The 13,386-nt window shown below is 26.8% G+C and carries 13 protein-coding genes; 6 read left to right on the top strand and 7 right to left on the bottom strand.

Annotated elements, in window-relative coordinates; translation table 4 throughout:
* Positions 1 to 62: 62 nt before the first annotated feature.
* The 4 genes from AAHM82_RS10145 to AAHM82_RS10160 all read right to left on the bottom strand — a co-directional run bounded on the left by AAHM82_RS10145 (position 63) and on the right by AAHM82_RS10160 (position 7,750).
* Entirely contained in the window at positions 63 to 1,022 is a 960-nt protein-coding gene (locus AAHM82_RS10145; RefSeq protein ID WP_342263855.1) for an IS1/IS1595 family N-terminal zinc-binding domain-containing protein, read from the bottom strand.
* Positions 1,023 to 1,265: 243 nt separating this feature from the next.
* Complete coding sequence (locus AAHM82_RS10150) at positions 1,266 to 2,216, bottom strand: phosphatidate cytidylyltransferase (RefSeq protein ID WP_342263856.1); 951 nt, start codon at positions 2,214 to 2,216, stop codon at positions 1,266 to 1,268.
* A 212-nt stretch (positions 2,217 to 2,428) separates the two neighbouring features.
* Positions 2,429 to 6,784 (bottom strand): PolC-type DNA polymerase III, encoded by a 4,356-nt coding sequence (locus AAHM82_RS10155; RefSeq protein ID WP_342263857.1) that lies wholly within the window; start codon positions 6,782 to 6,784, stop codon positions 2,429 to 2,431.
* 15 nt (positions 6,785 to 6,799) lie between these two features.
* A complete protein-coding gene (locus AAHM82_RS10160) occupies positions 6,800 to 7,750 on the bottom strand; it encodes a phosphatidate cytidylyltransferase (RefSeq protein WP_342263858.1) in 951 nt (316 codons plus the stop codon).
* Positions 7,751 to 7,904: 154 nt separating this feature from the next.
* Between AAHM82_RS10160 and AAHM82_RS10165 the strand changes: the two genes are divergently transcribed.
* Positions 7,905 to 8,399: an IS1/IS1595 family N-terminal zinc-binding domain-containing protein gene (locus AAHM82_RS10165; protein WP_342263859.1), complete on the top strand. Its 495-nt coding sequence runs from the start codon at positions 7,905 to 7,907 to the stop codon at positions 8,397 to 8,399.
* A gap of 152 nt (positions 8,400 to 8,551) precedes the next feature.
* Here AAHM82_RS10165 and AAHM82_RS14600 read toward each other — a convergent pair whose 3' ends face one another.
* From AAHM82_RS14600 to AAHM82_RS10175, 3 genes are read right to left on the bottom strand one after another with little or no spacing between them, the layout of a single operon-like run.
* Positions 8,552 to 8,944, bottom strand: coding sequence for a transposase family protein (locus AAHM82_RS14600; protein WP_342264845.1), 393 nt, complete (start codon positions 8,942 to 8,944; stop codon positions 8,552 to 8,554).
* Positions 8,941 to 9,381 carry a helix-turn-helix domain-containing protein gene (locus AAHM82_RS14605; RefSeq protein WP_425288979.1) on the bottom strand — a complete coding sequence of 147 codons (441 nt, stop codon included), beginning with the start codon at positions 9,379 to 9,381 and terminating at the stop codon, positions 8,941 to 8,943. The genes AAHM82_RS14600 and AAHM82_RS14605 overlap by 4 nt, the downstream gene beginning before the upstream one ends.
* Positions 9,382 to 9,424: 43 nt before the next feature.
* Positions 9,425 to 9,940 (bottom strand): phosphate signaling complex PhoU family protein, encoded by a 516-nt coding sequence (locus tag AAHM82_RS10175; protein ID WP_342264879.1) that lies wholly within the window; start codon positions 9,938 to 9,940, stop codon positions 9,425 to 9,427.
* Between the two features lie 52 nt (positions 9,941 to 9,992).
* On the opposite strand from AAHM82_RS10175, the gene AAHM82_RS10180 reads away from it, so the two are divergent.
* From AAHM82_RS10180 to AAHM82_RS10195, 5 genes are all read left to right on the top strand, one after another.
* The gene (locus AAHM82_RS10180; RefSeq protein WP_342263426.1) at positions 9,993 to 10,385 is read left to right on the top strand and encodes a transposase family protein; all 393 of its coding nucleotides are present in this window, start codon (positions 9,993 to 9,995) and stop codon (positions 10,383 to 10,385) included.
* Positions 10,386 to 10,390: 5 nt separating this feature from the next.
* Entirely contained in the window at positions 10,391 to 10,633 is a 243-nt protein-coding gene (locus AAHM82_RS14610) for a transposase family protein (protein WP_425289028.1), read from the top strand.
* Between the two features lie 79 nt (positions 10,634 to 10,712).
* Positions 10,713 to 11,672 carry an IS1/IS1595 family N-terminal zinc-binding domain-containing protein gene (locus AAHM82_RS10185; protein WP_342263605.1) on the top strand — a complete coding sequence of 320 codons (960 nt, stop codon included), beginning with the start codon at positions 10,713 to 10,715 and terminating at the stop codon, positions 11,670 to 11,672.
* Positions 11,673 to 11,730: 58 nt separating this feature from the next.
* The gene (locus tag AAHM82_RS10190) at positions 11,731 to 11,946 is read left to right on the top strand and encodes a transposase family protein (protein ID WP_342263861.1); all 216 of its coding nucleotides are present in this window, start codon (positions 11,731 to 11,733) and stop codon (positions 11,944 to 11,946) included.
* A 79-nt stretch (positions 11,947 to 12,025) separates the two neighbouring features.
* Positions 12,026 to 13,249, top strand: a complete 1,224-nt coding sequence (locus AAHM82_RS10195; RefSeq protein WP_342263862.1) for an IS256 family transposase — start codon at positions 12,026 to 12,028, stop codon at positions 13,247 to 13,249.
* Positions 13,250 to 13,386 lie beyond the last annotated feature (137 nt).

Consider the following 13,386-nt stretch of genomic DNA (forward strand, 5'->3'; position numbering starts at 1 on the left):
ATCATCAACTTGATAATTTTAAAAGGCTTTTATGTAAAATTACTATTTTTACTTTAACTTTTTTATACATTAAAATATAATACCGCTGTTTGTTGGTTTGGAGTTAAACCCTTATGTTGGTATTTTCATTTTCAGAGATTTAAATAATTTTGAATATTAGTAAAACCTAAACCATGATAATGAATTAAGGCTTCTTTAAGACTAGATTGTAATTTACTGATTTTATTTAAGTTACGATAACTAGCTTCAGGATTAATTGTTGTTTTAGTTACACATAAAGTAGAATTTGTTTGTTTTGCTACTAAAAAATATAATTTTTGCATATCAGAAGTAATAATTGAATTTTCGTTAATTAATTCTTTGTTCATATTTTCAATAACTCATTGTTTTTGTAAACCTTTGGTGTTTGTGGATTTAACATAAATATTGTTATTATTATCAATTGCCATTTGAATACAACATTTAGTATTAGTTGCGAATGGGTCAAGGTAAATTCTTCGTGGATCAGTTTTATATTTGAAATTTCCTTTATGGATTTCTTTAATAAATGTTTCATCGATTTGGATTTTACCAGATAATTTTTTAAATTTTAATTGGGTATTTTCTAATTGTTTTGATTTCATTAATTTTTGACGATTATATCAAGCAGTTTTTAATGTAGTTTTAATAAAACGAGAAATTGTTTTACTAGATTGCCCCAGCAATGAAATTTGAATCAATAAATTTCATTGTTCATAATTTAAATGACTTCAATAAATAAAATGATTACGAAAAGCGTCAAAACTTGCACGGCAATTTTTACATAAATATTTTTGTTTTCCTTCTGAATTATGTCCATTTTTAACGCAATGGTAAGATTCACATTTAGGGCATTTAATACCTTGCGCTCTAAATTTTTGATCAATTTCATTTAACCGTTTTTGTTTTTTTATTAATTCTGCTTGTTGTTTGACTTTTTCATAAAATTCTAAAAATTGATCATCTGTTAAAGTATTTACTAGTTCTTGAATTATTTTTTCCATAATTATTATCCACCTCTATCATATTAAAAATATACCTAAAATTAAGTATATTCAATAAATATCAAGAGTTTTCGACAAAATTAAAAAAATTTTGTTGATTTGCAATGTAAAATACAGCGTATCATTCTTTTTCTTAAATTCTATTTTCAATAATTTTGCTTATTGTAAAATGTCATTTTTTAAAGAAAACTTCATTATTTTTCACAATTGCTGTAAATTCTTTTCCATACTTTCACCCCTGACTTAAATTGTTGAAAAGCTCTGGATTAACATAAAAAATCCAGTAAATATTAATACCAATGACAAACTATCAATCCGATCCAAAAATCCTCCGTGACCTGGTAAACCCTGAGAAAAATCTTTTACATTATGATTCCGTTTAATAAATGAAAAAAGTAAATCACCCATATGACTTATTAATGACAAAAATAAAATTAACAAGAAATAAATTACATATTTATAATCATCTGTTTTCGTTGTAAAAAAGTTAGCAAATGGCTGATACTTCGTAAACTCCGTTAATAACACAATATATCCTAAAACAAGTACCCAGGTTACTAAAATACCAATAATCGCCCCTTCTCATGTTTTACTAGGACTAATTTTTGGAGCAAGAGCATTTTTGCCAACTAATGTTCCGCCAATATAAGCAAATGTATCATTACTAATAGTAATTAATAAAACCACACTAACTGATGGTCAACCAAACCCTGGTTGAAGCATAATATAATTCATTGCTTTAAAAGCAAATACTAAATAAAGTGTCATACAAAATATAAATAATGCATCATTAGCACTAAACTTCTTAAAAACTTTCACCATTAGTAAAATAACTAACAAAAATGTCATATAAACTAATAATACCATTCATGATTGTCATCACTGAATCCGAGTTGGACCATCATACTTATTTCAATACGGTTCATACTTAATATTCTCTGCTATGGGAAACCATAATAATATAATTGCAAAAACAAAAATAATAGCTTTAATAACCCAATTAAAACTTTCTCCTTTCCTTAAATTCATCACCTCAAAAATTGTAATCCCTAATAACATACTATTAACTATTAAAAATGCATATGGCATATATCAAACATTAAAACCTCTTCACTCTTGATATATCGCCCCAACAAATAAATATAAAATTGCAAAAGAAATTAAAAAGATACTAGTAATAATTCGCTTTTTCATTTAATCACTCCTTCTATCAATATTAACTAATTATAACTGATAATTAAATTGAAAAAATAAAATCGCATTTTTAAAAAACTAAACTACCGATTTTAGATACAATTTTAATAAAAGAAAAGCAACAAAAACTTTTGTTTAGCATATTACACAGAAAAAGTAAAACCTTAATAGGTTTTACTTAACTCTTAACTAATTCATTTTTTCACTTTTAACTATTCAAAAAAGTTCAAAGATATTTGATCAAATTTATCTAAACCTGATAGCATACCCATCTCCTCAAATTCCTTTAAATGCGTTTTGGTAATACTAGTCCTCTTTTGTAAATCTTCTAACGAAGCAATCGCTCTTTCCGTTCTCGCTTCAACAATTGAATTAGCAACAGTACTACCCAAACCATCTAATGCTGATAATGGCGGAACAATCTTTTTAACACCAGCAAACTCTTGAACAACAAAATTTGTTGCTAGAGAATGTTCTAAATTAATACCAATAAATTCAATTTTGCGAGCATACATTTCTAACGCTACTTCCAACACTGGTACTAAATCCTTCTCCTTTTGAGTTAACTTATTAACAACATTATAACCATTATCCATTCGTGATAAGATATCGGTTAATTTTGTTAAAACAGCATTCCTTCCCTTAGCAATCGTCTTAATATCAAAAACATCACATCGTGTTGAAAAATAAGTCGCATAATATTCGTGCGGATAATTAATTTTATACCAAGCAATTCGCAAAGCCATTAAAACATAAGCTGTCGCATGTGCCTTAGGAAACATATACTTAATTTTTTGACACGATGCAATATATCATTGGGGAACATTATGACTAATCATAATTTTTTGTTGCTCATCAGTGACACCCTTTCCTTTACGAACCGTTTCCATAATGTTAAAAGCAATATCTGACGGAATTTCACGATGAATTAAATAAGTCATAATATCATCACGACAACCAATAACATCTTTTAATTTTAAATCTTGATGGGTAATTAATGTTTGGGCATTATTTACTCACACATCAGTACCATGCGATAAACCAGAAATTTGCACTAAATCAGCAAAACTCGTCGGATTTGTTTCTTCTAACATTTTACGAACAAATTGAGTACCAAACTCAGGTAAACCCACCGCTCCAGTTTTTTCATTATTAATATCACTACTAGTAATCTTCATAATTTCTGGGGAACTAAATAATGAAAGTACTTCGGCATCATTACACAAAATATTTTGCGGATCATATCCAGTAAGGTCATGTAGCATTTTTAATGCTGTGGGATCAACATGCCCCAAAATATCTAACTTTAACAAGTTATCATGAATAGCATGAAAATCAAAATGCGTTGTTTTTCACTGCGAAGTAATATCATCGGCTGGGAAATTTACTGGCGTAAAATCATTAACATCATAATTCTTAGGAACAACAATAATTCCCCCCGGATGTTGTCCGGTTGTTCGTTTAACACCCTCACATCCTTGTGCTAATCATTCTAAATATGCTTTTTTAACAAAATGATTACCTTTCACATCTTCCAAATAACCACGAGCATAACCAAATGCTGTTTTTTGTGCCACGGTAGAAATTGTTCCCGCCCGAAACACATTATCCGCACCAAACATCTCTTTAGTAAAATTATGAGCAATCATTTGATACTCACCAGAAAAATTCAAATCAATATCGGGTACTTTATCACCATCAAAACCTAAAAAGGTTTCAAACGGAATATCTTGACCATCACCAGTTAAAAGATGACGACATTGCGGACAATTTTTTGGTGGTAGATCATAACCACTACGAATATTTTCATCACTCACAAATTCACTATATTGACATTGCGAACACACATAATGTGGCACTAATGGATTTACTTCGGTAATCTTCGCCATCGTTGCAACTAATGACGACCCCACAGAACCACGAGAACCAACCAAATAACCATCATTTAATGACCTTGTAACTAATAAATGAGCAATTCAATAAACAACCCCAAAACCATGCTTTAAAATCGCATCTAACTCCCGCGATAATCTTTCTTCTACCATTATTGGCAATACTGCACCATAAATCTTTTTCGCGTTATCATAACATAATCTTTTCAAATTACTATCAACATCACCATCATCAATTACTGAAGTATACAAATCATCTTTAATCGGTCGCAATCACGAAATTTGTTCATTTAAATAATTAGGATTAATAACAACCAATTCCTTAATTAAAACTTCATCTTCTAAAAAACTAAACTCATTTAACATTTCAGCAGTCGTTCTTAAATGTTGCTCAGGATTATTTTTAACCCGACCTTTACGGTCAAATAAAGGATGCATCCTTCCTCCTAAACCCTTAGTATTAATATATACATCACGAAAAATCTTATCTTGCGGATTTAAATAATGAGTATCAGAAGAAGCAATAACCACCTTATTAAGCTTCTTTGCAGTATGAACAATATTTTTTACAATCCGCATTAAATGTTCAACTGTCATCTCACCACTTTCAACTAAATGATTGTAAACACTTAGCGGTTGTACTTCAATATAATCATAAAATTGCATTATTGCTTCCAATTCTTGTTGACTCCGATTACGAGCAAACTCAAAAACCTGACCATTAACACAACCAGAACCAATAAAAACATTAGCGCGCATTTCTTGCAATGCCGCAATCGTAATTTTAGGACTACTATAAAAGTACTTAGTATGCGACAACGAAACTAACGAAAATAAATCTTTCAATCCTTGCTCATTTTTAGCAATTACTGTTGTATGATTACCAAATAGCTTGGCAAAAATTGGTTCATAATTAATCTTTTCAATATCTAATAATGTTTTTACTTGATAATTATCTTCTAAATCCGTTAACATCACGGCAAATACATCAGCTAATATTTCAGCATCATAATCAGCACGATGAGCAATTTCTTCATTATACTTAATATTATATTTTCTAGCAACCGTTCCTAAACGATGATAGCGTAACTGTTGTTGCAATAATCGTGATAATTGCAAAGTATCAATAATCGGATTAGTAAGTTTTCCATAACCCATTTGATTTCACAGTTCTTGAATAAAACCAATATCAAATGATGCATTATGAGCCACAAGAACAGCATCCTGTAAAACTTCTTTAATCTCAGCAACCACAACTTCAATTGGTGGCTTATCTTGTAACATTTCATTACTAATCCCAGTTAATGATTCACTAAAAGCACTAACATTACTTTTGGGTTTAATTAAAAAATCATATCTTTTATCACTTAACCCCCGACCTTCAATAACTACCGCTCCAAATTCAATAATTTCATCATAACGACTGGACAATCCTGTTGTTTCAATATCAAAAATAACAAACTTACAAGCATTAATCGCATCACTAGTAGCATTAGTAATCGCTTTAACACTACTATCAATCATTTGCATTTCCACACCATAAATAACCTTAACAGTAGGATATTTCTTTTGAGCCATTTGCGCATCAGGAAATGATTGAACATTTAAATGATCAGTAATCGCAATTGCTGAATGTTTTCAAAGACTTGCTTGTTTAATATATTCACCAATACTTGTAACCCCATCCATCGCACTCATTTTTGTATGCAAATGAAATTCAATCCGCTTTTCTAGCATATCATCAGTTCGTAAATGCGGATCAGCAATCTTTTGAATTTTATTTACTCACAAAACTTGTTCACGAGAAAAATTATCAAACCGCACATCACCTTTAACAACAACTCAATCCTTTTCTTGTAATTCTTCTAAAAGCTTGTCTTTCATATCATCACTTGTAAAATATCGTAAGGCAATCGCATCACTAAAATCACTAATTAATATTGAATAAATTCATCGTTTAGTTTTTGTTAATTTACAATCTTTACGAAAAATTTGTCCTTGAATAATAACCCCCCGAACTTCTTCTTCCAATTCTGAAATTTTACAAGAGTCTTGCAACAATAAATTATCACTACTAGACAAGTTGCCTTTAAATCTCCGTTTTTTGACAGGCAAAGTCTTTACTTGTTGTTGTTCTCTTTGTTGGACTTTCATTCGTTCTTCTTCTTCAATTTGTATCATCGCTGGATCAATCAAAACATCATATTGTTCAATTTTTATTTTTAAAGACAAGTTTTGAAAACCATACCGACGCATTCGCTCCTGATAATATTTTAAATGCCGATTAGTCAATGCCATTTGTGATTCATTATTAACTTTAATAAGTAAATCATTATTTTCCAACACTAAATTATCACAAGAAATATTACTATTAATATACTCTTTTTGTTTTGTCTTAGTTTGCTTAATATATTCTCAATAATCAACAATTTGTTCCATTACATAATTAGCATCAACACATAAAAAAGTTATTTTACTACGAAAATCAAGTTTCAATAAACATTGTTCAAGTTCCCTAATAATTTCAATTGGTAAAATTTTGTTGATTTGCAATGTAAAATACAGCGTATCATTCTTTTTCTTAAATTCTATTTTCAATAATTTTGCTTGTTGTAAAATGTCATTTTTTAAAGAAAACTTCATTATTTTTCACAATTGCTGTAAATTCTTTTCCATACTTTCACCCCTGACTTAAATTGTTGAAAAGCTCTGGATTAACATAAAAAATCCAGTAAATATTAATACCAATGACAAACTATCAATCCGATCCAAAAATCCTCCGTGACCTGGTAAAACCTGAGAAAAATCTTTTACATTATGATTCCGTTTAATAAATGAAAAAAGTAAATCACCCATATGACTTATTAATGACAAAAATAAAATTAACAAGAAATAAATTACATATTTATAAGCATCTGTTTTCGTTGTAAAAAAGTTAGCAAATGGCTGATACTTCGTAAACTCCGTTAATAACGCAATATATCCTAAAACAAGTACCCAGGTTACTAAAATACCAATAATCGCCCCTTCTCATGTTTTACTAGGACTAATTTTTGGAGCAAGAGCATTTTTGCCAACTAATGTTCCGCCAATATAAGCAAATGTATCATTACTAATAGTAATTAATAAAACCACACTAACTGATGGTCAACCAAACCCTGGTTGAAGCATAATATAATTCATTGCTTTAAAAGCAAATACTAAATAAAGTGTCATACAAAATATAAATAATGCATCATTAGCACTAAACTTCTTAAAAACTTTCACCATTAGTAAAATAACTAACAAAAATGTCATATAAACTAATAATACCATTCATGATTGTCATCACTGAATCCGAGTTGGACCATCATACTTATTTCAATACGGTTCATACTTAATATTCTCTGCTATGGGAAACCATAATAATATAATTGCAAAAACAAAAATAATAGCTTTAATAACTCAATTAAAACTTTCTCCTTTCCTTAAATTCATCACCTCAAAAATTGTAATCCCTAATAACATACTATTAACTATTAAAAATGCATATGACATATATCAAACATTAAAACCTCTTCACTCTTGATATATCGCTCCAACAAATAAATATAAAATTGCAAAAGAAATTAAAAAGATACTAGTAATAATTCGCTTTTTCATTTAATCACTCCTTCTATCAATATTAACTAATTATAACTGATAATTAAATTGAAAAAATAAAATCGCATTTTTAATTTTGTCGAAAACTCTTGATATTTATTGAATATACTTAATTTTAGGTATATTTTTAATATGATAGAGGTGGATAATAATTATGGAAAAAATAATTCAAGAACTAGTAAATACTTTAACAGATGATCAATTTTTAGAATTTTATGAAAAAGTCAAACAACAAGCAGAATTAATAAAAAAACAAAAACGGTTAAATGAAATTGATCAAAAATTTAGAGCGCAAGGTATTAAATGCCCTAAATGTGAATCTTACCATTGCGTTAAAAATGGACATAATTCAGAAGGAAAACAAAAATATTTATGTAAAAATTGCCGTGCAAGTTTTGACGCTTTTCGTAATCATTTTATTTATTGAAGTCATTTAAATTATGAACAATGAAATTTATTGATTCAAATTTCATTGCTGGGGCAATCTAGTAAAACAATTTCTCGTTTTATTAAAACTACATTAGAAACTGCTTGATATAATCGTCAAAAATTAATGAAATCAAAACAATTAGAAAATACCCAATTAAAATTTAAAAAATTATCTGGTAAAATCCAAATCGATAAAACATTAGACTTCTTGCAAAATTAATATGATAATTATAATTTTTAAATTTAAAATAAATATAAAAGTGTTATTAAAATAATTTTTAGATTATTTTTACAAATATTTTGTCATTAAAACATAATAAAAATTATTATTTACAATAAAAAAAGACTGAAATTTTAAATTATCAAATATATTTAAACTAATAGTTGTAAATTATAAATTGAAGCTATTAAATTAAATCTTAAAGCAAATCTTTTTCTACGATTTCGATATTTTTCACTAATAATTTTAAATTTTTTAAGTATAGCAAAAACATTTTCAATAACAATTCTCATTTTTGAAATTCGCTCATTATTTTGCTTTTCTTCTTTATTTAAAGGGTTTTTCTTTGATTTTCTTTTAGGAATTAAAACATTATGATTAATTTTTTGTATGCCTTGATAACCTAAATCCACTAAAACAGTTGTTTCTGGTAAAAATTTAATTTTTGAATCTTTTAAAATTTTAAAGTCATGGTTTTTACCATAAGAAAAATCAGAACTAATAATTTTTTTACTATCTTTTTCAATTATAACTTGTGTTTTTATTGTGTGTTTTTTCTTTTTTCCTGAGTAGTGCTGTTTTTGTCTTTTTTTGGGCGTTGGATTTGGCTTTCAGTTACATCAATTATAACAGTCTTATCTTTGAAATAATCTTTTAATAGTGATTTTTGACCAATAAGTTGTTGAAAATTAGGGTGTTTTATTAAAGTGTCTTCAATTCATTTGATATTTCTATAACAACTACTTTCACTAATATCATAACTTTTTGCAATATGAAAATAAGTTCTATATTCTCTTCAATATTCTAAAGTCATTAAAATACGATTTTCTAATGATAATTTATTGGTTCTTCCGCGACGAAATCTCTTTTTTAATTCTTCTATTTTTAAAATTTCTAGCATTTTATTAAAAGTAGTATGTTTAATACCAGTTAATCTTAAAAAATTTTTATCACTTATTTGATTATTTTTTTTAAATTTCATTTAAATTCCACCTTTTTATTAAAAACAACAATTCAATTATATTTTAAATTAATTTTGCAAGAAGTCTATTATCTAAAACTAAATCAATTAACAAAGTATTAATATCGTTATACTCACTATCAACAATATCATCTAATTTAACAATAGTTTGAATAATTTTCTTACCTCATTGCGTTTCATCAGCAAGAACTTTAATAATAAACTGCATAATTTTTAAGACTTTTTTAGATAATTGACCAATATATTTACTATATTTAACTGGTGGTTTAGCTTTTAAATAAAAATTAGCAATGTTACGAGCATAATCAGAAATTCTTTCTAATTCTTTGGCAATTGACATATAGCCAATAATATGGCATAAATCGCTAGCAACTGGTTGTTGCTTAGGAATTCTTCAAATGGCACTATCTAAAATTTCAGCATAAAATTTGTTAATATTATTATCATTAGCAACAATTATCTTACATTTACTAATGCTTTCTTCTTCTAAAGCCTTAATAACTTCTTTATGCTGTTTCATTGTTAAATTAAATAATTCAATAATAGACTTGGTACATAACCTTTAATTTTATCTACTATTTTGATAATATTATTTCCTAGGTGAAGTACAAATGTTAGATAAATACAAAGACGAAAACGAATTTTATAGTTTAATAGGCATAAAATATAAAACTTTCATGAAAATGGTAGAAATTTTAAAAGAAGGTGAAGCTAAACAAAAACAAATTGGTGGTAGACCAAATAAATTATCAATAGAGCAAAGATTACTTATGACTTTAGAATACTGAAAAGAATATAGTACATATCGTATTATTGCAAAAAAATATAATATTAGTCATGTTAGTTGTATTCGTAATATCTTTTGAGTTGAAAATACTCTAATAAAAAATAGTCACTTTCATATACCTGGCAAAAAGATATTATTAGAAAATAAGGGTACTACTAATAATTTATTAGCAATTGATGCTACAGAAATTCCAATTGAAAGAATTAAAAAAAACTAAAATTATTATTTTCTGGTAAGAAAAGGCAACATTCATTAAAATCGCAAATAATTATTGATTTATTTAACAATAAAATTATTTCAGTAGATTTTTGTTATGGCAGTACTCATGATTATAAGTTATTTTTAAAATCAAATACACTTATAAATCCAAAATTAGAATTAATTGCCGATTCAGGATATCAAGGTTTGCAAAATGTTCATAAAAATACATTATTGCCAATTAAAAAGAGTAAAAATAATTTTTAATTTTGTCGAAAACTCTTGATATTTATTGAATATACTTAATTTTAGGTATATTTTAATATGATAGAGGTGGATAATAATTATGGAAAAAATAATTCAAGAACTAGTAAATACTTTAACAGATGATCAATTTTTAGAATTTTATGAAAAAATCAAACAACAAGCAGAATTAATAAAAAAACAAAAACGTTTAAATGAAATTGATCAAAAATTTAGAGCGCACGGTATTAAATGCCCTAAATGTGAATCTTACCATTGCGTTAAAAATGGACATAATTCAGAAGGAAAACAAAAATATTTATGTAAAAATTGTCGTGCAAGTTTTGACGCTTTTCGTAATCATTTTATTTATTGAAGTCATTTAAATTATGAACAATGAAATTTATTGATTCAAATTTCATTGCTGGGACAATCTAGTAAAACAATTTCTCGTTTTATTAAAACTACATTAAAAACTGCTTGATATAATCGTCAAAAATTAATGAAATCAAAACAATTAGAAAATACCCAATTAAAATTTAAAAAATTATCTGGTAAAATCCAAATCGATGAAACATTCATTAAAGAAATCCATAAAGGAAATTTCAAATATAAAACTGATCCACGAAGAATTCACCTTGACCCATTCGCAACTAATACTAAATGCTGTATTCAAATGGCAATTGATAATAATAACAATATTTATGTTAAATCCACAAACACCAAACGTTTACAAAAACAATGAGTTATTGAAAATATGAACAAAGAATTAATTAACGAAAATTCAATTATTACTTCTGATATGCAAAAATTATATTTTTTAGTAGCAAAACAAACAAATTCTACTTTATGTGTAACTAAAACAACAATTAATCCTGAAGCTAGTTATCGTAACTTAAATAAAATCAGTAAATTACAATCTAGTCTTAAAGAAGCCTTAATTCATTATCATGGTTTAGGTTTTACTAATATTCAAAATTATTTAAATCTCTGAAAATGAAAATACCAACATAAGGGTTTAACTCCAAACCAACAAACAGCGGTATTATATTTTAATGTATAAAAAAAGTTAAAGTAAAAATAGTAATTTTACATAAAAGCCTTTTAAAATTATCAAGTTGATGATTTTTTTTATTTTATCAAGAGTTTTCGACAAAATTAAAAAAAATAATCCTTTAAATCCAGATAAAAAGGAATATAATAGCTTTTTAAGTAAAGTTAGAATTGTCATTGAACATGTTTTTGCTAGATTAAAAAGATTTAAAATACTAGTTTATCGTTATCGCAATAAGATTAGAAGATTTGGATTACGATTTAACTTAATTTCAGGAATATAAATAAAATATAAGGGCCTGTCCAAAATTCTGTGTCTCGATAATTCATTCTGAATTATACTTAAACGAAGGAGAACAGAAAATGACAAAAAAAAAAATAAAAAAAGAACCTGATGCAATTGATAAAGTTGTTGATTATTTTTTAGAAAATATTGATAATCCACAAGATTTATTTAAAGGCAATACTATTTTTCAGGAATTTACCAAAAAATTAACTGAACGAATGTTAAATACGGAAATTAAAGATTATCTTGAAACTGATGAGAATCATAATAAAAGAAATGGCAACACACAAAAAACCATTATTACTAAAAATGGTTCAATCGCAATTGATGTACCAAGAGATCGAAATAGTACTTTTGAACCAGTAATTATTCCGAAAAGACAAAGAAGATTTGATAACTTTGATCAAAAAGTAATTTCTTTATATGCAAGAGGAATGACAATTTCTGATATCAAAGCACAATTGCAAGAATTCTATCACGGAGCAGAAATTTCAGAAAGTTTAATTAGTCAAATAACTGATGATGTTATTGAAGAAGTTAAAATGTGACAAACTAAACCTTTAGAGAAGATTTATCCGATTGTTTATTTTGATTGTATTGTTGTTAAAGTAAAGCAAGATAAACGAATAATAAATAAAGCAGTTTATCTTGCCTTAGGAATTAATTTAGATGGTTTAAAAGATATTTTAGGAATGTGAATTAGCGAGAATGAGGGCGCCAAATTTTGACTTAATAATCTTACGGAAATGAAAAATCGTGGCTTACAAGATATTCTTGTTGCTTGTAGCGATAATTTAACTGGAATGTCTGATGCAATAGAAGCTGTGTTCCCAAAAACACAGCACCAATTATGCATTGTTCATCAAATTCGTAATAGTTTAAAATTTGTCCCTTACAAAGATCGCAAACTTGTAGCTAATGATTTAAAATCAATTTATACAGCAATTAATGAAGAAATAGCGCTAGTTGCTTTAGATCATTTTTCTGAAAAATGAAATAAAAAGTATCCACAAATTACTAAATCATGAAAAAATAACTGAAATAATTTAATAATTTTTCTTGAATATCCTCAAGAATTTAGAAGGATTATTTACACAACTAATGCGATTGAATCTGTTAATAGTCAACTAAGAAAAGTCATTAAGAATAAAAAGATTTTTCCTAATGACGCATCAGTTTTTAAAATATTTTATTTAGCATTTCAAAATATGGTTAAGAAATGAACGATGCCAATTCAAAATTGGGGTAGTGCAATTTCACATTTAATGATAAAATTTGAGGACAGAGTGAATTTAAGTTAATTACTTAAAGACACAGTTAATTGTACAGTCCCATATATAATTTTGAATTAAACTAGTTATAGTTATGTACCAAGTCTAATATTATTTTTCAAGCGTTCAATCTCAATAGTAAATTTAGTTCTTAACATTTTAATAGC

The organism is Spiroplasma endosymbiont of Clivina fossor (assembly GCF_964031115.1).
Taxonomy (GTDB): Bacteria; Bacillota_I; Bacilli_A; order Mycoplasmatales; family Nriv7; genus Nriv7.